The following is a 21,797-nucleotide window of genomic DNA, read 5'->3' as shown; positions in this document are numbered from 1 at the left end:
GCATACCCGGACACACACGGCTATGAGGCGTTTTTCACGAGAACATCAGCCTTGCGGCAGACGCAACGCACCGTCCTGGGTCATCTCGATGAGGCCATCGTCGTCAAGGCTGGCGATGCAGGCGGCGAGCTGGGCCCGGTCCTTCCACAGCGTCTCGGCGTCGGCCCTTGCGAGCGTCGCACCGGCCGGCAACCCGCGCAACGCGGCGAGCACCAGCCCGCGCACCTGTCGGTCGGTGCCCTGGAATCGCTGGCGCGGCCGGGTGCGCCGCTCCCCCAGTCCGGGCCTGCCGAGCTTCAGGAACCGGCAGTCACGGACGACCGGACAGGCCTCGCACATGGGCGACTTGGCCGTGCACATCACGGCTCCCAATTCCATGACCGACTGGTTCCACGTCACCGAATCGCGGACGGCCTCGGGCAGCACCCGGACGGCGAGCGCGCGTTCGGCGGAATTGGCCGATCCCCCGAGCGATTCGGCGCCGAGGAACACACGGCTCAGCACACGACGGATATTGGTGTCGATCACGGCGATCCGCTCGCCGAACGCGAAGCTCATCACGGCGGAGGCGGTGTAGTCGCCGATGCCAGGCAGGCCGGTCAGCTCGTCGTAGGTGCGGGGCAGCTCATCGGCGTAATCGCGGGCCACCACGCGGGCGCATTCCTGCAACCGCAAGGCGCGGCGGGGGTAGCCGAGGCGACCCCATGCGGTGATCACGTCGGCCTTGGAAGCCTCGGCGAGCGCGCGGGCGTCCGGCCAGCGGGCCATCCAGTCGATCCAGTAGGGCACCACGCGGCTCATCTGCGTCTGCTGGCTCATCACCTCGGAGACGAGCACGCCCCACGGCGTGGTCCGGCCGAAGCGCCAGGGCAAATCGCGGGCGTTCGCCTCCCACCATGCGGCCAATCGCAACGCCACGTCGTCATGGACGGCGGCGTCGTCCGGCTCTGGTGTCCGAACGGCCGAGGTGCCGTGAACCCTGACGTGGAGCTCACGGGAATGCGGATCGGAGCGGGGCTGTACTGTGTCGTTCATCGTTCTTATTCTTAGCAGCTATGACGAACGAGGCTGAACTGAACCCGCAAACCCCAGAAAATCCGGAATCCAAGGTCGAGAAGATGTTCGAATACGGATACCGCAAGTCGAACTACGGGCCCGACGAACTGGTGACCGACGCGCATGGCAACCCGATCTCCGTGGTGGATGCGATGCTGTCCGCCGAGAAGGCCGCCGCCACCGAGACCGTGACGCCGCACCTGTGCTACTACTCCCCGCGCATCCCCGGCAACACCGGTTCGGCCATCCGCCTGTGCGCGGTGACCGGCACGATCCTGCACCTGGTGGAGCCGCTGGGCTTCAACCTGCGTGACACCAAGCTGCGCCGCGCCGGCCTCGACTACCATGACATGGCGCATGTGGTGCTGCACCCGAACTTCGAGAACCTGGTGGAGTCGATGCCGAATTCGCGCATCATCGCGTTCACGGCGCATGCCACCAAGCTGTACACGGACATCGAATACCGTCCGACCGACATCCTGCTGTTCGGCCCGGAGCCGGGCGACATCCCCGATCCGATGGACATCATGGCCGGTCCGCATGTGGCCGAGCAGGTGCGCCTGCCGATGCGCCCGTCCCTGCGCTCCCTGAACCTCACCAACTGCGCGTCCATCGCCATCTACGAGGCGTGGCGTCAGCTGAACTTCGCCGGCGGCCGCTGACGGTACCAGTCGGAACGGTCCCATACGCCCCGTACACCTATTCAGCGTACGTAAAGCGCGGAGCCACGGAGCCTTCCCTCACTTTACGTACACTGACGGGTGCGCAGCGTACGTAAAGTGAGGGAAGTCTTCACAGACCGACGGGAGTTATCCACATTTTTGGATTTCCCGGCATGTTATCCACCGGGCCGAAACAGACGGATTAGGCATGCGCCGTCCATTCCCCTACCGTGGAATGATGAAACAGCACAAAGCAGTGACCGCCGCGATTACGCAGGCGGAAAACGAGCAACAGTGCGCGGTCGGCACGACCGATTCCATCCGACGCGCATTGCGGCGGCGATACCTGAACAACGAGCTGCTGTCGCCGTACTCGAACCTGTACGCGCGCCCCGACTACTGGCAAACGTTGAATGAATGCCAACGTTCGATGCATGTCGCACGCGCATTGTCCGTGCTACATCCGAAGTGGGTGTTCGCGGGACTGACCGCCGCCGACGCATATGGTTACGACCATTCCTGGAATCTGCACCGGCGCCGTATGTTCGTAGCCGATACGACGGGCCGTCATTCGCGGTCCGTGCAAGGCACGGCATCCACCGATGCCGATGCATATCGGATCGAGCACGTTTTCATGATGTCCGTCAACGCCCGGCTGCAGTCGGGCATCTTGGTGACCGAGCCGGCGCGCACGTTGACGGATTGTGCCGTCTCACTGTCGTTCGCGCAGGCACTTCCGATTTTCGACTCCGCGGCACGGCAGCACATGGATCTGCAGTTGGTGGCCGACGCCTGCAAACGGCGCCGCGTGGATATCGCTCCGATACGCAATCTGCTGCATTACGTGGACGGTTCCAGCGAAAACGGCGGCGAATCGCAGGTCCGCGCCTATATCATCATCAACGGATTCGCCACTCCTCTACTCCAGGTGGAGGTCAACGATCCGTTGTTCCCCGCACGCCGGTATCGGACCGATTTCATGTGGCGGCTGCATGACGGACGGGTAATCGTTCTCGAGTACGACGGTATGGCGAAATATGCGGATGCGTCGATGACCGGCAGACGGACAGTCAAGCAGATACTCAGGGAGCAGAAGGAACGTGATCGTGCGCTTCGTGCCGCCGGAGTGACATGCATCCTGCACTGCACCTATGAAGACACACTGTCCAACAAACTGTTTCACATGCTCAAGGACGCCGGAGTGCCCCAAATCAGGCAATACGGCGATTACGGCACGTAGACGGACGCCCGCACACCGCACCACTCTTTCCTCCCCGTCGTCCCGCCCGCTCCGCGGACGTCGTCTCAGCGTACGTTTTCCGTGGGTCTACCGAGGTTACCCACACTTTGCGTACACTGGCATTCGCTTAGCGTACGCAAAGCGTGGGAACGTCACGTAAAACCACGGAAAACGTACGCTGAGACGACGTCCATTGTCCGGCTACGGAACGACGGCCGGAAGACGGTCAGTTCTTGAACGAATGGATCGGCGCGGGGATGCGGCCGCCGCGGGTCACGAACGCCTCGCAGCTGGTCTGGTTGACCGGCATGATGGGCGCGTAGCCCATAAGACCGCCGAAGTTGGCCATCTCGCCCACGCCCTTGCCGGCCACGGGGATCACGCGCACGGCGGTGGTCTTCTGGTTGACCATGCCGATGGCCGCCTCGTCCGCGATGAGGCCGGAGATGGTGGCCGCCGAGGTGTCGCCGGGGATGGCGATCATGTCGAGACCCACCGAGCACACGCAGGTCATGGCCTCGAGCTTTTCGATGGTCAGGCATCCGGATGCGGCGGCGTCGATCATGTTCTTGTCCTCGGAGACGGGGATGAACGCGCCGGACAAGCCGCCCACATAGCTGGACGCCATGATGCCGCCCTTCTTGACCTGGTCGTTGAGCATCGCCAGCGCCGCGGTGGTGCCGGGGGCGCCGACCTGCTCGAGACCGATCTTCTCCAGCACCTCACCCACCGAATCGCCCACGGCCGGGGTCGGGGCGAGCGAGAGGTCGATGATGCCGAACGGCACGTCGAGCCTGCGGGACGCCTCCTGGGCCACCAGCTGGCCCACGCGGGTGATCTTGAAGGCGGTGCGCTTGATGGTCTCGCACAGGAACTCGAAGTCCTTGCCCTTGGCGGCGTCGAGCGCGCGGGAGACCACGCCCGGTCCGGAGACGCCCACGTTGATCACCGCGTCGCCTTCGGTCACGCCGTGGAAGCCGCCGGCCATGAACGGGTTGTCGTCCGGCACGTTGCAGAAGGCCACGAATTTCACACAGCCGTAGGAGTCGTTGTCCGCGGTGCGTTCGGAGATGTCCTTGATGATGTGGCCGAGCAGTTCCACCGCGTTCATGTCGATGCCGGTCTTGGTGGAACCCACGTTGACCGAGGAGCAGACGATGTCCGTCTCGGAGAGGGCCTGCGGCAGGGAGCGGATGAGCAGTTCCTCGGCCGGGGTCATGGCCTTGGAGACGAGCGCCGAGTATCCGCCGATGAGATCGACGCCGACCTCCTTGGCCGCCTTGTCGAGCGCGTGGGCGATTTGGACGAAGTCCTCGCTGGTCTTGCAGCAGCTGGCGCCGACAAGCGAGATCGGGGTGACGGTGATGCGCTTGTTGACGATCGGGATGCCGTAGTCGCTTTCGATGGCCTGGCCTGTGGAGACGAGGTCCTTGGCGTAGGTGGTGATCTTGCGGTAGATGTTGTCGCAGGTCTTCTCGACCGTGTCCGCCGCGCAGTCGAGCAACGAGATGCCCATGGTGATGGTGCGCACGTCGAGCTTCTCCTGCTCGATCATCTGATTGGTCTCGTGGACCTCCATGATATTCAGCATGGTGTTTCCTTTCGGTTCGGTCCGGCGAGATCAGATGCGGTGCATCTTGGTGAAGATCTCCTCGCGCTGGCAGCGGATGCGCACGCCGATGTCATCGCCGAGATCCTCGAGATTGCCGACCATGGCGCTGAATTCCTTGTCGGAGGCGGAGTAGTCCACGATCATCATCATGTTGAAGAAGCCATCGATGATGGTCTGCGAGATGTCGAGAACGTTGACGTGATGATTGGAAAGGTAAGTGCAGACTCGTGCGATGATGCCGACGGTATCCTGGCCGACGACGGTGATGATGGCCTTGTTCATGGCGCTCCTTGGTCGTTGAAACGAAAAACGGGTGTCTTCCCAGTATAGGGAGACACCCGTTACGATGCGCGTTACGTCTCAGCGGGACAGTGCCGTCACGCGGCCAGCTTCTCGATGTCCACATGCACCGGCACGAGCTTGGGCTCGTCCTGCTGTTCCTTGAGTAGGAAGGAGCATGCCAGCACGATGACCACCAGCACCATGCCGAACAGGTAGCCGTAGCGGGAACCATCCACGAAGCCCTGGGCGGGGTTCGCGCCGCCCGCCGCCGCGTAGTTCGTCTGGCCGAGGCCGAGCAGGCAGGTGGCCACGGCGGTGGCGATGGCGCCGCACACCTGCTGCATGGTGTTCATGATCGTGCTGCCATCCGCCGCCATGTGGCCGGGCAGCGACTTGAGCGCCGCGGACTGCGAGGACTGCTGGATGAACGGGATGCCGACCATCACAATGATGTGCGCGGCGAGGAACAACATGACGGGCGTCGAAACACCGATGGCGCAGAACAGCGCGCCGCCGATGATGGTCAGCACCGAGCCGATCCAGACCAGCTTCTTCGCGCCGTAGCGGTCGAACAGTCGGCCGGCGGCCAGCGTGCACAGCGCGTTGATCACGCCACCGGGCAGCATGAGCAGGCCGGCGACGGCGGAGCTCAGGCCCATGCCGCGCTGCAGTTCCTGCGGCACCAGGTACATGAACGCCAGCGTGCAGGAGAACGAACAGCTGATCATGACGGCCGGCGTGCGGAACGCGGCGATGCCGAGCGCGCGCAGGTCGAGCAGCGGCGCGGCGATATGCAGCTGGCGGTAGGCGTAGAACGCCAGCACGAACACGCCGATCACGAGCAGGCCGATGACGACGGCCGAGAAGCCCATGTCGCTGATCAGGCTCACGCCGGCCACGAGGCAGCCAAAGCCGATGGCGGAGGTGATGATGGAGAGCACGTCGACGTTCGGACGGGTGCGTTCGATCGGCGTGACGAAGAACAGCGCGGTGCATACGATGGCGACGACGGCGACGAGAGCGAACAGCGCGAAGATCGCACGCCAGGAGAACGCGCCGATGAGCGCGCCCGCGATGGTCGGGCCGATGACCGGGGCGAACATGATGACGAGGCCCGCCACGCCGTTGGCCGCGCCGATCTTGTGCAGCGGGAACACACGCATGATGGCCGCGTACATGGTAGGCAGCACGATGCCGGTGCTGACGCCCTGCATGATACGGCCGGCCAGCAGGATCGGGAAAGTGGGCGCGATGGTGCATACGATTGCGCCGACCAGGAAGCAGACCAATGAGAACAGCACGAGCGTCTTGGCCTTGATCCACTTGAGCATGAAGCCCACGCACGGCAGCACCACGCCGATGGCCAGCATGTAGCCGACGACCATCCACTGCGCGGTGCCAGAGGAGATGCCGAAATCGGTCATCAGGTCGGGCAGGGTGATGTTCATGGACGTTTCGGACAGCATGCCCAGAAACACGCTGATGTACAGGCCGAGCATGACCTTGTGCGGGTGGTCGAAGTGCTGGTGCTTGTTCGGGACGAACGCGGAATCGTCGAATTGGGTATTACGAATGGTTGTCTGCTTTTCGGACAACGGAATCCTCTTCTGTATCTCTATGCTCGTTGCCGTTGCGCGTCGCACGCCATGCATGCCGCGGTCCACCGGCGCCCGCGGTGACTTCCGCGGGTCACGGTGTGCGGCTTCATTGGCGGGCGCCGAAAACCCCTAACGTCCGGGTCACATTCGGCAACAAAAAATCGCATGCCATCCGGCAAGTGATACGCCGGTTGGCATGCGATTATTCAAAACAGAAAGTCACCGTAATACGTTTTTCAATTTTTCGTAAGTACGGCCGCGCGTGTCGCGGAGGGCTCCCCTCAGTCAGCTTCGCTGACAGCTCCCCTCAGAGAGGGGAGCCGGAATACTGGGTATCAGGCCTCGAGAGACGCCGAAGACGCGGCAACATCCCGCAATTATGGACGGCCTTCGGCCGGCTCATCATTACCTCGGACTCGCCTATCGGCTCGTCCTCGGCCGCGGCTAGTCACAGTCCACTGGACTGTGACTACGCCTCACGGGACGCGCTCGGCGCCGCCACGGCAGCAAGCGCCCTCGGCGCGTGGAAGCCACGCTTTTCGAATTCGTCGGCGATGGCCTGGGCGACCTCGTGGCTACGGCCCTTGTCGACCAGGGCGATGATGGAACCGCCGAAGCCGCCGCCGGTCATGCGGGCGCCGTAGGCGCCGTTGTGGCGGGCCACGTCCACGGCCACGTCGAGCTCGGGCACGGTGACCTCGTAGTCGGCGGCCAGGGAATCGTGGGAGGCGTTGAACAGACGGCCCGCGGCCTCGATGTCGCCGTTGGCGAAGGCGTGCACGAAGGAGCGCACGCGCTCGATCTCGGTGACCACGTGGCGCACGCGCTTCTTCATGGTCTCGTCCGGCAGGGCGTCCAGCGTCTCCTTGAGGGCCTGGAACGGGTCGTCGGCCTTGGCGATGCCGTCGGCGGTGACGCGCAGGTTGGCCACGCCGAGGATCTTGGCGGCCTCCTCGCAGGTGGCGCGGCGCTGAGCGTACTGGCCGTCGTTGAGCTGGTGCGGGGCCTGGGTGTCCACCACGAGAAGTTCGAGGCCGTACTTGTCCAGGTCGAACTCCTGCTGGGAGACGTTCTCCAGCGGAGTAAGCTCCGGACGGCAATCGAGCAGCAGCGCGTGTCCGGCAGTGCAGCGCATGGAGGCGTTCTGGTCGAGGCCGCCGGTGGATGCGCCGGCCATCTCGTTCTCGGACTTGATGGCGGCGTTGATGAGGGTCACGCGGCCGGCGTCGGAATCGCCGTAGCCCAGGCCGTACACGTCATCGAGGGCCAGCGCGGTGGAGCAGGTCATGGCGGCGGAGGAGCTCAGGCCGCTTCCCAGCGGCACGCAGGAGACGAACGCGGCGTCGAAGCCCTGGACCTTGCTGAAACCGGCCTCGCGCAGCGCCCAGGCCACGCCGGTCGGGTAGGCGGACCAACCGTCCACGCCGCGGGCCTGGAGCCCTTCGAGATCGGCTTCGGCCACTTTGTCCGGAGCCACGTCGGAGACCACGCGCACCTTGGTGTCCTCGCGCGGGGAGAGGGCGATGAACGTGCGGTGCGGCAGGGCGATCGGCAGGCACAGGCCGGCGTTGTAGTCGGTGTGCTCGCCGATGAGGTTCACGCGGCCCGGAGCGGCCCACACGCCCTCCGGCTTGGAGCCGTACGTCTTGGAGAACAGGGCCTCGGCCTGCTCCACGCCGGCTTCATGGGAGATCGGTTCGATGAATTCAACAGCAGTCATTGGTGTTTTTCTTTCTATACGTGTTCATATATCGAGGCTCCCCTTCCTGAAGGAAGCCGCCCGCAAACGGGCTGAGGGAGCCTCGATAGTGCATCAGTCGGCGATGTCGATGTCGCCGAGCTCGTGGAAGCGCTTGGCGATGAGCTCCGGCGTGGTGTCGGAGATCCAGGCGGCCATGCCGGACTCGGAACCGGCCAGGTACTTGATCTTGTTGGCGGCGCGGCGGAAGGAGAAGAACTGCAGGTTGAGGCGGTAGTTCTCACGGCGCTTGTCGTGGATCGGAGCCTGGTGCCAGGCGGCGATGTACGGCAGGTCCATGCCCTTGCCGTCGCCCTTGTCGAAGAAGGCGTTGCCGCGCTTGAGCAGGTGCGAGTACATGGAGGCCAGATCCCAGCGCTCGTCGTCGTTGAGCTCGTCGAGGGTGAGCACGTCGCGCACCGGGGCCACATGGACCTCGAGGGGCCAGCGGGCGGCGGCCGGCACGTAGGCGACCCAGCTGTGGTTGCGCATCACGATACGTTCGCCGGCTTCGAGCTCGGCGTTCATGATGTCCTTGAGGAGGTTGCCGCCGGTCTTCTCGTGATAGGCCTCGGTGTGCTGGAGCTCCTTCTCCATCTTCGGGGCGATGAACGGGTAGCAGTAGACCTGGCCGTGCGGGTGGGCGAGGGAGACGCCGATCTCCTGGCCGTGGTTCTCGAACGGGAAGATCTGCTCGATGCCCTCCATCTTGGAGATCTCGGCGGTACGGAAGGCCCAGGCCTCCACCACCGTGCGCAGGCGGGAGACCGGCAGGTCGGCCGGCAGGCCGTGCTCGTTCGGGTCGAAGCAGATGACCTCGCAGCGGCCGGCGGCGAGCTTCTTCTCCCACAGCGGGTTGCCGTCCACGTAGGTCACGTCCTCGGAGACGCCGGGCACGCGCACCATCGACGGGAAGCGGTTCTCGAACACCACGACGTTGTAATCGGTGTCCGGCACCTCGCCGTCCTGGTACGGGTCGCCGGGCTTGCGGGCGGCCAGCGGGTTGCCCTTGGCGGTGGCACCGGGGCCGGCGGTGATCGGGCGGTTCATACGGGCGGTCGCCATCGGGATCCAGTCGCCGGTGAGCGGATCACGACGCATCTGCGGGGCGGCGTACGGCACTTCGTTGCCGTCGGCGTCCAGATGCGGGGCGAAGCGGTAGGCCAGCGGGCGCGGATCCTTGAGCTCGCGGGTCTTCGCGCCGGAGACGTACTCCGGATCGTCGTCCAGGTAGAAGAAATCACGGCCGTCGGCGAGCGTCGTCGGCGTGATGCGGATGTGCTTCTTCGCGTACTCCCCAGGGGTGTAGTTGGCGAAATCAGCCATGGGTGTCACTCACTTTCCTCATTGGTCTCGCTCTGGTGGGCCAGCACGAGTTCCTTGACCAAATCCTTTGTTTTGGCGGCGGAGTCGGGATCGAGACCGTCGTCGGTGATGACCGTGTCCACCTGATCGAAGCGCGCGAACAGGGACAACGACGTGCAGCTCCACTTGGTGTGGTCGGTCAAAACTATGGTGCGATCGGCGATGTCCATCATCGCCATATCGGTTGCGGCCTCCAGCGAGTTCGGCATGAGGAAGCCGCGGGGAATCGACACCGAGTGGGTGCCGAGGAATACGGTGTTCACGCGCAGGGAGGCCACCACCTTGTCGGCGATGGGGCCCACGAGCGAGTTGGATCGGGTGATCACGCCGCCGGTGACGATCACCTCGACGTCCTTGGATTCGAGCGCCTGCACCAGTTCGGCCACGGGGATCGAATTGGTCAGGATCGTGATGCCGCTGGACTGCTGCGATTCGAGCAGATGCTGGGCGAACACGTACGCCGTGGTGCCGCCGCCGATGGCGATCACGTCGCCGGGGGCCACGTACTTGACGGCCTCCTGCGCGATGGCATCCTTGAGCCCGATGTCCATTTGGGACTTGACGGAGAAGAGCGGCTCGCTCAACAAGGTGCTGGTGGTCACGGCACCGCCATGGACGCGCTTGAGCAGACCCTTGTCCGCCAGCTCGGCGATGTCACGACGGATGGTCATCGCTGACACACCCAGCTCCTTCGAGAGCGCGGTGATGCGTACGGCACCGCGCGTACGCAGCCTGCTCAGGATCAGGTGCTGACGTTGTGACGAAATCATACGAACATTATCGCACACAAAAACTCACAAAACAAACCGGCCTGAGCGTTTTGGGGACAAAATCCTGAAATTCTTGTACTTTTTCAGGTCAAACCATGGCGCATTCCCCCAAAATCGCGCAAAATCGCACATTTCTCAAGGGCATCGGGACACAGGACCGCACAAATCGACCCCGACATCGGTTCCACGGCGCATGACCCAGGTCCGTCCGGCATGCGGAACCCGTGAGACAATAGGAGTCATGACCTACGTTTCACAAAGCTTCTGGCATGATGCCGTCAACAAAGCCACCACCGACCTCTTCACCTTCGGCTATAAGCACATCATCAAGCCGAACTTCGTGTTCAATCATCGCCCGGACGAGGCGCACGACCAGATGATCGCCTTCTGCTCCGCGGTCAAGCACATGCCGCCGCTGCTGTGGGCCGAGCGCACGATGCTCGACTACACGGATCCGATTCTGGAGACGCAGGTGATGGGCGTGGACTTCAGCAACCCGTTCGGCCTGTCCGCCGGCCTGGACAAGAACTGCGAGATGCCCGTGCTGCTGGACAACGCCGGCTTCGGCTTCGAAACCGTGGGTTCCACCACCGCCCGCCCATGCCCCGGCAACGCCAAGCCGTGGTTCCACCGTCTGCCCGAATACGATTCGATGATGGTGCATGTGGGATTGGCCAACATCGGCTCGGACAAGGTCATCGAGCGCGCGGAGAAGGCCTGGACGCAGGCCCGCCAGATGCAGGTGTCCGTCTCCATCGCCCGCACCAACGACGCGCTGTGCGGCGATCTGGACGAGGGCATCGAGGATTACTGCATCTCGATGCGCCGGGCCGCCGGCCGCACGGCGATGGTGGAGGTGAACGTCTCCTGCCCGAACACGCACGTGGGCGAGCCGTTCACGTCCTCCCCCGAGGCGCTCGACCGCCTGTTCACCGCGCTGGACAAGATCGACCGTCCCCAGCCCACGCTGGTCAAGATGCCGTTGAACAAGCCATGGCCGGAGTTCAAGGAGCTGCTGGACGTGCTGGCCGAGCACAATGTGCAGGGCGTCTCGCTGGCCAACCTGCAGAAGGACCGCACCGGTCTCGAGATTCCGCGCGACTGGGAGGGAGGTCTCTCCGGCGGCCCGTGCGCCGTGGCCAGCACCGAACTGGTGCGCAACGTGTACCGCGACTACGGTGACCGTTTCGCCATCGCCGGCATCGGCGGCGTCTTCACTCCGGAGCAGGCCTATGCCAAGATCCGCGCCGGCGCGAGCTTGGTCATGTTCATCAGCTCGCTGATGTACCGCGGCCCGCAGCAAATCACCGTGTTGAAGCGCGGACTGGCCGAACTGCTGCGCCGCGACGGCTTCGAGCACGTCGCCGACGCCGTCGGCGTGGATGCGTGACTTCACCCATGTTTGGCTCCCCTCTCTGAGGGGAGCTGTCGAACGCAGTGAGACTGAGGGGAGCACCACGAATAACCCGTAGTACTCCCCTCAGTCAGCTTCGCTGACAGCTCGTCCCGCAATTACGGACAGGCTACGCCAGCACTCTCTTAGCTCGACTGCCGTCTCGCACATTGTCTGCAAACAGCACACCGTGCTGTTTGCTTTACGACAATGTCCTCAGAGAGGGGAGCCAAAATCACAAGGAATTAGTACGCGCCGGTCACGTACTGCGGGGCGTACGGGGCCTCGGCCGTGGGCACGCCGAGCTTGCTGGCGGCACGCAACGGCCAGGACGGGTCGCGCAACGCCGCGCGGCCGATCTCCACGGCATCCGCCTGTCCGCGTGCGAGGATCTTGGCGGCCTGCTTGGGCTTGGTGATGAGCCCGACCGCGGTCACCGGCACATCGGCCTTGAGCCGCACCTGCTCCGAGAACGGCACCTGATAGTCGGGTTTGACCGGGATGGACACGCCGGACACCATGCCGCCGGTGGACACGTCCACCAGATCGACGCCATGCTCCTTGAGTACCTTGCTCAGCGCGATCGTCTGGTCGAGATCCCATCCGCCCGCGGCCCAGTCGGTGGCCGAGACACGCACCAATACCGGCATCTCCTGCGGCACCGTACCGCGCACGGCATCCACCACTTCCACCAGGAAGCGCGAACGACCGTTCAGATCGCCGCCGTATTCATCTTCACGTTCGTTGATGAGCGGGTCAAGGAACTGGGAAATCAGATAACCGTGCGCCGCATGGATCTCGATGGCCTGGAAGCCTGCCGCCACCGCACGACCGGCAGCCGCGGCGAACGCCCCCACCAGACCGTGAATCTCGTCCACGGACAGTGCGCGCGGCGTATTCAATCCACCGAAGGCGATCGGCGAGGGTGCCACGGTAGACCAGCCACCGGCCTCTTCGGGCACGCTCTGGCCTTCATACCCCACGGCGAAACAACCGGTCGACGCCTTGCGGCCGGCATGGTTGAGCTGGACGGCGGGCACGGCACCGGCCTCGCGGATACCGTCCACGATCCAGCGCCAGGCATCGATCTGGCCGTCCTCCCACAGGCCCACGTCGCACGGGGAGATGCGTCCCTCCGGCGCCACGGCGGTGGCCTCGGCGATGATCATGCCGAATCCGCCGAATGCGCGGGAGACATAATGCTGGTAGTGGAACGGCGTGGGACGGCCGTCGCGCGCGAACGCGGAATACGTGCACATCGGCGGCAGCCAGATGCGGTTGCGCACGGTCAGGCCACGCAGCGTCATCGGCGTGAACAGTCCGGGACGGTTCTTCTTGGCGTTCTTGTCTTCCTTGGCCACGGCCTTGCCTTTCTTCCTGCCGGACTTGGCGTCCGGTCCTTCCGCCGGCTTGCGCTTGCCGGATTTGGTTTTCGCTGAAGACTGCGGCGTTCCCCCATCAGCCGAATTCTTGCCTGACTTCGCCGAAGCGGCTTCGGTGACCGCTTTCAACTCCGGCAGGTCGAACCCCCGGAAATCGAAATTCTCGTGCTTGAGATCGTCGTGCTGTTCGGTGTCGTTCATCGCTCCCCTTCGTTGGTCGGCCGTCCCCGGCGGCCTGTTGACAGGACTGACCATATAGTCCCTAGATATTGTAGAACGGGCGCCGTCTGAAAGACGAACGCCCGTTAACTACGTAATTTTTTCACCGCCGAACCGGCAGGCCGTCAGCGTCACTCACTGGCCGCTGTTGGTCTGGCCACCGTTGTTCTGGCTCTGATCCTGGTTCTGGCCGTTGTTCTCGGTGCCCGGCGTGGTGTTGGTGGTGCCACCGTTGTTGGTCTGGTTCTGCTGTCCGTTCGTGGTGGTCTGCCCCTGGCCATTGTTGGTGGTCGTGCCGTTCTGGCTGTTGTTATTGGTGGTGGACTGCGGCACACTGTATTCACGGCCGCCGATGCCGTAGTACTTGCCGGAAGTGGTGTACTTGGATACCGGCGTGCCGTAGTCGTTGTCTATCGGCAGCTGCTTCTTGTCCGCATAGGCGTTGAGGAAGTTGCGCACGGCCGGGGCCGGGATCATCGAGCCATCCCAGACACTCTCGTACACGCCGTTGATGGTCATGTTGGCGATGCGGTTGGCGTACGGGTTCTGCGCGTCGCCGGCCACGGCGAACGTGGCGATCTGGTTCGGGATGAACGAGCCGGCGGAAATCGCCAGATCGTCGCTCGTACCGGTCTTACCGAACGACTTGCGGCCGTTGTTGAGCTGGAACGCGAAACCGGCACCATCCGACCTGACCACGCCCTGGTTCAGCGTGTAGGCCAGAGTCTGGATGATGTCCTTGTCCACCGCCTGATGGCAGTTGGCGGACGGCACCTTGAGGTCCTTGCCGTCCTTGTCCGTGACCTTCTTCAGGGCTATCGGGTTGCACTGCACGCCGTTGGAGGCGTACACGGCGAAGATGCTGGCCATGGTCAGCGGAGAGACATTGACCGAGCCGATCATCATGGACGGGGTGTACTGGGCGGTCTTGTCGATGGTCTCGCCGGTGGCGGCATCGTGGTAGCCCACCTCGGTGGCCGTGTCCGCCACCTTGCAGAGCTTCAGGATGGTGCCCATCGAGGCCTGCGTGGTGTTGTGGGAGCGGACCAGACCGAGGAACGGGCTTTCGGGGTTCACCGTACCGGAGCCCAAAGCGTTCTGTACGCTCCAGGAATCCGCGCCGCCGGTGTAGTTGCTGCAGGCGAAGTCCGTGGTCGGATAGAGCGTCGTGGTCTGGAGGTTGTCGTTGATGGAATGGCCGGCCTCCATCCATGCGATGAGGTTGATCGGCTTCCAGGACGAACCGATGGTCCAGCCAGAGCCGCCGCCGTCCGCCAGATCGACCGCAAAGTTCTGTCCGGACTTGGTCGGGTCGCTGTCCGCGGCGGAGGTGGCGTCATAGTAACGGTTGAGACCGAAGCCCAGCACTTCGCCGGTGCCCGGTTTGACCGAGGCCATGGCGATTTCCATACCGCTGGAATCGTTGGCGGGAATGGCGTTGCGCGCGGCCTCCATCATCTGCGCGTTGGCGTCCACGTCCAGCGTGGTCACGATCTTCAGGCCGCCTTCCTGGAGCAGCTTGCTGCGCTCGGCGCGGGTCTTGCCGAACTCCTTGGAGTTCTGGATGCGGTGCACCACGAAGTCGCAGAAGAAGGCGTAGTCGCCGGTGTCCTGGCAGCCCACGTTCACGCTCTGCGGGTTGAGGGTGTCCTTGAGCGGAGTGTTCACGGCCTCGTCGTATTGCTTCTGGCTGATGTACTGCTCCTGAAGCATGAGCTTGAGCACGGTGTTGCGCTGATTCTGGCTTTCCTCGAGGTTCGCCTCGATGAGCGGGTCGTACTTGTTCGGGTTCTTGGTGATGGCCGCGATGGTGGCGGACTGCACCACGTTGAGGTCCGCGGCGGACACGCCGAAGTAGCGCTGGGCCGCGGTCTCCACACCGTACGTGTTCACGCCGAACTGGGCGATGTTGAGGTAGCCCTGCAGAATCTCGGGCTTGGTGTACTTCTTCTCCATCTGCACGGAGATGAGCATCTCGCGCACCTTGCGGGCGATGGTGTCCTCGGTGGCGTGGTACTGGGCGATGGAGTCGTCGTCCTCGATGGCCTGCATGAGCAGCACGTTCTTGACGTACTGCTGGGTCAGGGAGGAACCGCCCTGCTGGCTGTTCCTCAGCATATAGGTCTGCACGAAGGCGCGCATCACGCCCTGCACGTCGATGCCGGCGTGGGTCCAGAATCGACGGTCCTCACGCGCCACCACGGCCTGCTGCATGGTCTTGGAGATCTTGCTCAGCGGCACCACGATGCGGTTCTGGTTGTAGAACGTGGCGATCACGGTCTTGCCATCGTTCGCGTACATGATGGACTTCTGCGGCAGGCTGGTCACATCGAAGTCCACGTTCTCCACCTTCAGCGAGGGGATCACGGCCTTGGCTGCGTTGTTGGCGGCGAACACGCCCGGCACGAGCAGCACGCTGGCCACAACGCCGCCGGAGACGGCGAGCATGATGTAGGCCAGCAGGAGAACAAGCACACGATGGACTGTGAGGGACTTCTTTTTGGGCATGCGGCCCATTCTAAAGGTGACGCCCTACCAACCCGTGTTCCACTTCGGCCTTACGGACATATCATCACAAGAACCGCACCAGCATAGGATTCGCTGAATATTCGCCGAATGCCGCTCTTGACCCCGCGACTATCGCCGCGAGCGCCGGATCAGCATGCCGGGCTGGAAGATGATGATGGACCGGCCGTCGCGCGCGATCCAGCCGCGGTTTGAGAAGTCCATGAGCGCCTTGTTCACCGTCTCGCGGCTGGAGCCCACCAGCTGGGCCAGTTCCTCCTGCGTCAGGTCGTGCGGCACTTTCAGCCCCTGCTCCACCGGCTCGCCGAACCGGGAGCCCAGGTTGAGCAACGTCTTGGCGAGACGGGCCGGCACGTCCATGAACACCAGGTCGGAGATACGTTCGTTGTTGGCGCGCTGACGGTTGGCCATGACCTGCAGCATGTCGATGGCCACGCGCGGATGCTCGTCCAGCCATGCGAACAGGGCGTCATGCTCCAGCCAGACCACGCGCGTGCCATGGCTCATGGCCACGGCGGAGGCGGTGCGCGGCCCACCATGCGGGTCGAACACGGGAATCTCGCCCAGCACCTCGCCGGGCGCATGGATGGACAGCAGCTGCACGCGGTCGTCCGAAGAGGTGCGGATCAGCTTGACACGCCCCTGCTCCAGCAGGTACATGCGGTGGTCGGTATCGCCTTCGGAGAAAATGTAGTCGCCCTTGTCATACACCGCACGCTTGAGGTGCGGCAGCAGCTCCTCGGCTTCGGTGGGGGAAACCTGCTTGAACAACGCCGTGTGCAGAAGGATGTTCTCCTCGTCGGCAAAAGCGTTCGGCGTATCCAAGCTCATCGCACCATCCTTGCCTTATCGTTGGGCCGTCGTCGGCTGTCCGTCATATTGTAACGCGCCCGCCCGGTCTACCGGTTCACCGTATCCATCCGCTCCCCGAACCACGCCAGCAGGTGGTCGATGATCGCCTCGCGGCTCAGACCGGTCTGGCTTTTCACCGGGTCCACGCGCTTGACGGCCGACTTGACCGCCTTGTCGGACAGTTTTTCGCGACTCGTATTGAGCACCTGTCCCATCGTTTCGGCGTCGATGTCGTACGCCATCGTCACGTGGTGCAGCACCGAGCCCGGCCCCGCGTGGGTGCCGTCCGGGAACCGGCGTTGCGCGGCGCCGCCGATCTTGCCGTACTGCGAGGCGATGTCGTTGAGTCCCGCGAACCGTACGTCCAGCCCCAGTCCGCGCAACGATTCGACCAGCCACCAATCGCACAGCCGGTACGATTCCTCGATGCTCACGCCCGCCACGAAATCAAGCGGCGCGTACAGGGAGTAGGTGATGGTGTTGCCCGGTTCGATGAACATCGCGCCGCCGCCGGTGCATCGACGCACCACGTCGAATCCCAATCGTTCGGCCACATCCAGGTTGACCTCGTCCGGGGCCGACTGGAATTTGCCGATCACCACGGCCGGCCCGGCCCATTCCCAGATGCGCAGAGTGGGCTGTCGTTTGCCCGCGGCGACCTCGCGCGCCCATGTTTCGTCGATCGCCATCTGTTCGGCAGGCATACGGGGAACGTCATGGATGACGGCGAGGTCCCGCTTCAGCGACTCCCATCGCGCCTGGTATCCGGCGTCATCCCCGACGAATCGGGATGTGCCGTCCGGCGACGGCCGGCAGGGGGCGTTGGCGTTCAGGGGGGCGGCCGATCGGGCTGCAATACCGGGGCCGTCCGACTGACGAAGTACGGGTCCGGCCTTCCCCTCCCCCATCGCCCTTGCGTATGCGGTTTCGATGGCGGCGGCATCGGTGCCGACCAACCGGGCTTCGGGGTGGGCCTCAAGCGCGGCCTGCACCGGTTTGCCTGACTTCAACGCCTCTTCGATGTCGTGCAGCAACGCCCGGGAGGCAGCGTCCGAGGGTGATTCCACAAAGAAATCGCCGTCCAACCGGCAGGATTCAACGGTGCCGTCGCCCGCAAGCGTCACGGTCACGGCCGCGAGCTTGCCGCCCGGCGTCTTGCATTCCCCGCGTTTGGTCGTCATGAATTGAGCCATAGCCACCCACCATAATGCAATGGCGTCTTTCTGTCGCAGAACTACCCCTCAGTCCGCTTCGCGGTCAGCTCGTCTGCAATTAAGGACGAACTTCGTTCGTATTTTGTCGGCTCGACTGTCGTCTCGCACATTGCCTACAAACAGCTCCGCTGTTTGCTTCACGGCAATGTCCTGCCAAGGGGAGCCAAGGAGAGTGACACCCATACGGCAATGGCCTCCACCGGGGAATCCGATGGAGGCCATCATGCCATTGCGGACGCTGCAGCGTCACATGCGATTCAGGATGTCCTGACCGACCTGGTCGGTGCTGCGGACCGTGGAGCCGAGCTCCTCGATGTCCGCCTCGACGGCCGTGTGGATCTTCTTGGCCGCGTCATCGAAGCCGAGATGCTCGAGCAGCATGGCGGCGGAGAGGATGGCGGCGGTCGGGTTGGCCTTGTTCTGTCCGGCGATGTCCGGGGCGGAGCCGTGGATGGGCTCGAACATGGACGGGTATTCGTCGGAGGCGTTGATGCAGCCGGAGGCGGAGTAGCCCACGCCGCCCACCACGGCACCGGCCTCGTCGGTGATGATGTCGCCGAAGAGGTTGTCCGTGAGGATCACGTCGAAGCGGGACGGGTCGGAGACCAGGAAGATGGTGGTCGCGTCGATGTGCAGGTAGTCGTGGGAGACCTCCGGGTACTCCTCGCCCACCTTGTCCACGATGCGCTGCCACATGTCGCCGGCGTTGACCAGCACGTTCTTCTTGTGCACCAGCGTGACGTGCTTGCGGCGCTTCATGGCCAGCTTGAAGGCGTAGCGCACCACGCGCTCCACGCCGTACGCGGTGTTGATGGACACCTCGGTGGCCACCTCGTTCGGCGTGCCGCGACGGACGGCGCCGCCCGCACCGCAGTACAGGCCCTCGGTGCCCTCGCGCACCACCACGAAATCGATGTCGCCGGGGTTGGCCAGCGGCGAGGTGACGCCCTTGTACAGCTTGGAGGGACGCAGGTTCACGTACTGGTCCAGGTCAAAGCGGAGCTTCAGGAGCAGACCGCGCTCCAGAATGCCGGCCTTGATGCGCGGGTCGCCCACCGCGCCGAGGAGGATCGCGTCGTTCTGCTTGATGCGCTCCTCTTCGTCCTCGGGCAGGATCGCGCCGTCGCGCAGGTAGCGCTCGGCGCCCAGGTCGAAGTGCTCGTACTCGAAATCAGCCACGCCTTCAGCGGCCTTTTCCAGGGCCTTCTGCGCCCAGGGCGTGACTTCCTTGCCAATGCCGTCGCCGGGGATGACGGCGATCTTGTATGTCTTTGCCATAGCTTCTGGAGCCTAGTCGCGCATCCGCTGGACGGTCACGCCGCGCTCAGTTTATGGACACGCGGCATGACCGACGCCAATCGGCGGACGGCGGTCCGGCCCGTCAGCGGGTCACGTGCATGACGTCCAGGCACCAGGCGTTCTCGTAGGAGACCTCCTCCCACTGCTTGTATCGTCCGGAGATACCGCCGTGGCCGGCCTCGACCTCGATCTTGGCCACCGCGTCCACACCAGCCGTCTGCAGACGGGCCAGCCATTTGAGCGGTTCGACGTACAGCACTCGGGTGTCGTTCATCGAGGTGGTGATGAAGATGCGCGGGAAGCCCTGGGCGTTCTCCGGGGCCTCCGGCGCGTTCTCGTACGGCGTGTACGACTTCATGTACCGGTAGACCTCCGGGTCGTGCAGCGGGTCGCCCCACTCGTCCCATTCGGTCACCGTCAGCGGCAGGTCGGGGTCGAGGATGGACGTGAGGGCGTCCACGAACGGCACGTCCGCCTCGATGCCGGCGTAGCATTCGGGGGCCATGTTGGCGATCGCGCCCATGAGCAGGCCGCCGGCCGAGCCGCCGTTGGCCACCGTGCGGCGCGGGTCGGCCAGATGCGCGGCCTCCAGAGCGCGGGTGGCGTCCACGAAGTCCTCGAACGAGTGCATCTTGTTGAGCCTCCTGCCCTGCTCGTACCAGGCGCGGCCCATTTCGCCGCCGCCGCGGATGTGCGGCACGGCGTACAGCACACCGCGGTCGAGCATGCTCAGGCGGGAGACCGAGAAGCCGGGGTCGGAGGAGATCTCGTATGCGCCGTAGCCGGTGATGAACATCGGCGAGTCCTGCGCGGGGAAGTCGCGGTGCCACACCAGCGAGACGGGGATGCGTTCGCCGTCGCGGGCGGTGATCCACACGCGACGTTCCATGTAGTTGCGCGGGTCGAAGTCGCCCAGCACGGTGGCGCGCTTGAGCAGCGTGTCACGGCCGGTCACCGGGTCGATCTCGTGCAGTTCGCCGGGGCGCGTGTAGCTGGCGAAGGAGTAGCGCATGCGCGGCGCGTCGTACGAGGGGTTGCCGCCGATGCCGATGGTGTAGAGACGGCGGGTTTCGCCGGGCAGATGGTCGTCGCTGGCACCGTCTGAGGAGGAGGTGTGATCGGTCGGGCGGGCATCGCGCGATGCCGTATCATCCGTATCGCCCGTGCCGTCGCCGTCCTGCCACAGCGTCTCGCCGTGGTCGCCGGTCATGTCGGACCGGTCGGCGGCCACCATGTCCCAGTCATCCTCCAGCGGCGGCGGCAGCAGCTCGCGGAATCGCCAGGGGCGTCCGGCCAGAAAGTCCTCGGCGGCGTCGGTCTTCGTCATGTACGCCACGTGCGGCTGGCCGTCGGACCGGTAGCTCAGGGAGACGAAGTTGCGGTGCAGGCCGATGCCTTCGATGCCCAGGCCGTGCGCGCCCTGCAGGATCGCGGGGTTGACGGGGTTGAAGTACGCCTCGGTGATGGGCCGGTCGGGTTCGCCGTGCTCGCAGCCGTACGGCGAGCCGGCGGCCACGCACACGCCTTCGCCCAGGCGGTACGGCGGCTCGTGGTCGCGCATGTCGATGACGTCGATCTCGAAGTTCGGGTTGGCGGCGTTGTGGTAGACCACGGCCAGCGGGATGTCCTCGCCATCCGCCCCCGCGCCTTCGAAGCAGGCGAAGCTCACGTCGTATTCGATGTCCGTCTGACGCGGGATGAACGCCTGGAACTCACCTTCGGGCGTGGCCACCGGCAGCATGAGCACCTCGGTGGTGGTCTTGGAGCCGGTGCCAATCACGATGCTGCGCTCGTCGAAGCTGATGCCGACGCCCACCCAGAAGCGTTCGTCCTCCTCGCGGTACACGCACACGTCCGATTCCACGGGCGTGCCCGCCTTATGCCGCCAGATGGCGAAGGGACGCCAGGAATCATCCACTTCCACCCAGAAGACCCATTTGCCGTCCGGGGTGAAGGACGCGCCGCCGATGCCCTTGAACACCTCCGGCAGTTCGACCGGCTTGCCTTCGGGCGTTTCGTGCTCGAGGTCGCGGATGCGGAAGTCGTAGCGTTCATCGCCGGCGACGTCCACGCCGTAGAGCAGCCAACGGCCGTCGTGGCTCAGGTCCATGCCGCCCAGGCGGAAGAAATCGTGTCCTTCGGCCTCCACGTTCGCGTCGAACACGATCTGCTCGCCGGGCATGGAGCCGGGCGCGCCCATCGGGTCCACGGCCGGCGGATCCCAATCATCTGCGCCGCGCACGGGCATGCGGCACTGCACGCCGTACTGCTTGCCCTGCTGGGTGCGGGTGAAGTACCAGTAATCGTTGACGCGCGTGGGCACCGACATGTCGGTCTCCTCCACATGCGCCTTGAGTTCCTCGAACAGCGTGCGGCGGAATCCGGCCAGATGGGCCATGCGCTCGTCGCAGTATCGGTTCTGCGCGGCCACGTAGTCCTGGACCTCGGGCGATTCCTTGTCCCGCATCCATTCGTAATCGTCCTCGAATACGTCCCCGTGGAATTCGCGGCGCTTGGGTTCGCGCTTGGCCACTGGCGGCATCGCGGCCGCCGCGTTCTTGCTCTGGTCAGTCATGAACGCGATTATAG

16 protein-coding genes are annotated in these 21,797 nt (G+C 64.4%); 3 read left to right on the top strand and 13 right to left on the bottom strand.

Annotation, left to right across the window (positions count from 1 at the left end; all coding sequences use genetic code 11):
• Nucleotides 1–45 precede the first annotated feature (45 nt).
• Nucleotides 46–1,035: an A/G-specific adenine glycosylase gene (locus JS536_RS02325; protein WP_214355608.1), complete on the bottom strand. Its 990-nt coding sequence runs from the start codon at nt 1,033–1,035 to the stop codon at nt 46–48.
• A gap of 20 nt (nt 1,036–1,055) precedes the next feature.
• On the opposite strand from JS536_RS02325, the gene JS536_RS02320 reads away from it, so the two are divergent.
• Nucleotides 1,056–1,718 (top strand): tRNA (cytidine(34)-2'-O)-methyltransferase, encoded by a 663-nt coding sequence (locus JS536_RS02320; protein WP_214355607.1) that lies wholly within the window; start codon nt 1,056–1,058, stop codon nt 1,716–1,718.
• A gap of 238 nt (nt 1,719–1,956) precedes the next feature.
• Nucleotides 1,957–2,958 carry a hypothetical protein gene (locus tag JS536_RS02315; protein ID WP_214355606.1) on the top strand — a complete coding sequence of 334 codons (1,002 nt, stop codon included), beginning with the start codon at nt 1,957–1,959 and terminating at the stop codon, nt 2,956–2,958.
• A 226-nt stretch (nt 2,959–3,184) separates the two neighbouring features.
• Here the strand turns inward: JS536_RS02315 and JS536_RS02310 are convergent, their stop codons facing one another.
• The 6 genes from JS536_RS02310 to JS536_RS02285 all read right to left on the bottom strand — a co-directional run bounded on the left by JS536_RS02310 (nt 3,185) and on the right by JS536_RS02285 (nt 10,323).
• A complete protein-coding gene (locus JS536_RS02310; RefSeq protein WP_214355605.1) occupies nt 3,185–4,549 on the bottom strand; it encodes a PFL family protein in 1,365 nt (454 codons plus the stop codon).
• Between the two features lie 30 nt (nt 4,550–4,579).
• A complete protein-coding gene (locus tag JS536_RS02305) occupies nt 4,580–4,852 on the bottom strand; it encodes an ACT domain-containing protein (RefSeq protein ID WP_109057887.1) in 273 nt (90 codons plus the stop codon).
• A 95-nt stretch (nt 4,853–4,947) separates the two neighbouring features.
• Nucleotides 4,948–6,426, bottom strand: a complete 1,479-nt coding sequence (locus JS536_RS02300) for an MFS transporter (protein ID WP_346427452.1) — start codon at nt 6,424–6,426, stop codon at nt 4,948–4,950.
• Nucleotides 6,427–6,919: 493 nt separating this feature from the next.
• Nucleotides 6,920–8,170 (bottom strand): galactokinase, encoded by a 1,251-nt coding sequence (galK, locus tag JS536_RS02295; RefSeq protein WP_214303750.1) that lies wholly within the window; start codon nt 8,168–8,170, stop codon nt 6,920–6,922.
• A 93-nt stretch (nt 8,171–8,263) separates the two neighbouring features.
• A complete protein-coding gene (galT, locus tag JS536_RS02290) occupies nt 8,264–9,514 on the bottom strand; it encodes a galactose-1-phosphate uridylyltransferase (protein WP_109057889.1) in 1,251 nt (416 codons plus the stop codon).
• 5 nt (nt 9,515–9,519) lie between these two features.
• Nucleotides 9,520–10,323: a DeoR/GlpR family DNA-binding transcription regulator gene (locus tag JS536_RS02285; protein ID WP_033891309.1), complete on the bottom strand. Its 804-nt coding sequence runs from the start codon at nt 10,321–10,323 to the stop codon at nt 9,520–9,522.
• Nucleotides 10,324–10,564: 241 nt separating this feature from the next.
• Here JS536_RS02285 and JS536_RS02280 point away from each other — a divergent pair, with 241 nt between their 5' ends.
• A complete protein-coding gene (locus tag JS536_RS02280; protein ID WP_214355604.1) occupies nt 10,565–11,713 on the top strand; it encodes a quinone-dependent dihydroorotate dehydrogenase in 1,149 nt (382 codons plus the stop codon).
• A 248-nt stretch (nt 11,714–11,961) separates the two neighbouring features.
• On the opposite strand, the gene JS536_RS02275 is transcribed toward JS536_RS02280, so the two are convergent.
• The 6 genes from JS536_RS02275 to JS536_RS02250 form a co-directional block, all read right to left on the bottom strand.
• Nucleotides 11,962–13,299, bottom strand: a complete 1,338-nt coding sequence (locus JS536_RS02275) for an NADH:flavin oxidoreductase/NADH oxidase (RefSeq protein WP_214355603.1) — start codon at nt 13,297–13,299, stop codon at nt 11,962–11,964.
• A gap of 153 nt (nt 13,300–13,452) precedes the next feature.
• The gene (locus tag JS536_RS02270) at nt 13,453–15,834 is read right to left on the bottom strand and encodes a transglycosylase domain-containing protein (RefSeq protein ID WP_214355602.1); all 2,382 of its coding nucleotides are present in this window, start codon (nt 15,832–15,834) and stop codon (nt 13,453–13,455) included.
• 120 nt (nt 15,835–15,954) lie between these two features.
• Entirely contained in the window at nt 15,955–16,674 is a 720-nt protein-coding gene (locus tag JS536_RS02265) for a Crp/Fnr family transcriptional regulator (RefSeq protein WP_214303746.1), read from the bottom strand.
• Between the two features lie 68 nt (nt 16,675–16,742).
• Nucleotides 16,743–17,876, bottom strand: a complete 1,134-nt coding sequence (locus JS536_RS02260) for a lipoate--protein ligase family protein (protein ID WP_214355697.1) — start codon at nt 17,874–17,876, stop codon at nt 16,743–16,745.
• A gap of 279 nt (nt 17,877–18,155) precedes the next feature.
• Nucleotides 18,156–19,187, bottom strand: coding sequence for a 3-isopropylmalate dehydrogenase (locus tag JS536_RS02255; protein WP_109057893.1), 1,032 nt, complete (start codon nt 19,185–19,187; stop codon nt 18,156–18,158).
• A 103-nt stretch (nt 19,188–19,290) separates the two neighbouring features.
• Nucleotides 19,291–21,783: a S9 family peptidase gene (locus tag JS536_RS02250; protein WP_214355601.1), complete on the bottom strand. Its 2,493-nt coding sequence runs from the start codon at nt 21,781–21,783 to the stop codon at nt 19,291–19,293.
• Nucleotides 21,784–21,797 lie beyond the last annotated feature (14 nt).

The organism is Bifidobacterium sp. SO4 (genome assembly GCF_018555355.1).
Taxonomy (GTDB): domain Bacteria; phylum Actinomycetota; class Actinomycetes; order Actinomycetales; family Bifidobacteriaceae; genus Bifidobacterium; species Bifidobacterium miconisargentati.
Note: the sequence above shows the minus strand (reverse complement) of the source record. Positions and strands in the feature narration are given on the sequence as shown.

Bases quoted from the DNA above. Each gene is read 5' to 3' on its own strand.
- galK (WP_214303750.1), bottom strand. From the start codon at position 8,170: ATGACTGCTGTTGAATTCATCGAACCGATCTCCCATGAAGCCGGCGTG.
- JS536_RS02260 (WP_214355697.1), bottom strand. From the start codon at position 17,876: ATGACGACCAAACGCGGGGAATGCAAGACGCCGGGCGGCAAGCTCGCG.
- JS536_RS02285 (WP_033891309.1), bottom strand. From the start codon at position 10,323: ATGATTTCGTCACAACGTCAGCACCTGATCCTGAGCAGGCTGCGTACG.
- JS536_RS02305 (WP_109057887.1), bottom strand. From the start codon at position 4,852: ATGAACAAGGCCATCATCACCGTCGTCGGCCAGGATACCGTCGGCATC.
- JS536_RS02265 (WP_214303746.1), bottom strand. From the start codon at position 16,674: ATGAGCTTGGATACGCCGAACGCTTTTGCCGACGAGGAGAACATCCTT.
- JS536_RS02250 (WP_214355601.1), bottom strand. From the start codon at position 21,783: ATGACTGACCAGAGCAAGAACGCGGCGGCCGCGATGCCGCCAGTGGCC.
- JS536_RS02270 (WP_214355602.1), bottom strand. From the start codon at position 15,834: ATGGGCCGCATGCCCAAAAAGAAGTCCCTCACAGTCCATCGTGTGCTT.
- JS536_RS02315 (WP_214355606.1), top strand. From the start codon at position 1,957: ATGAAACAGCACAAAGCAGTGACCGCCGCGATTACGCAGGCGGAAAAC.
- JS536_RS02275 (WP_214355603.1), bottom strand. From the start codon at position 13,299: ATGAACGACACCGAACAGCACGACGATCTCAAGCACGAGAATTTCGAT.
- JS536_RS02325 (WP_214355608.1), bottom strand. From the start codon at position 1,035: ATGAACGACACAGTACAGCCCCGCTCCGATCCGCATTCCCGTGAGCTC.
- JS536_RS02280 (WP_214355604.1), top strand. From the start codon at position 10,565: ATGACCTACGTTTCACAAAGCTTCTGGCATGATGCCGTCAACAAAGCC.
- galT (WP_109057889.1), bottom strand. From the start codon at position 9,514: ATGGCTGATTTCGCCAACTACACCCCTGGGGAGTACGCGAAGAAGCAC.
- JS536_RS02310 (WP_214355605.1), bottom strand. From the start codon at position 4,549: ATGCTGAATATCATGGAGGTCCACGAGACCAATCAGATGATCGAGCAG.
- JS536_RS02320 (WP_214355607.1), top strand. From the start codon at position 1,056: ATGACGAACGAGGCTGAACTGAACCCGCAAACCCCAGAAAATCCGGAA.
- JS536_RS02255 (WP_109057893.1), bottom strand. From the start codon at position 19,187: ATGGCAAAGACATACAAGATCGCCGTCATCCCCGGCGACGGCATTGGC.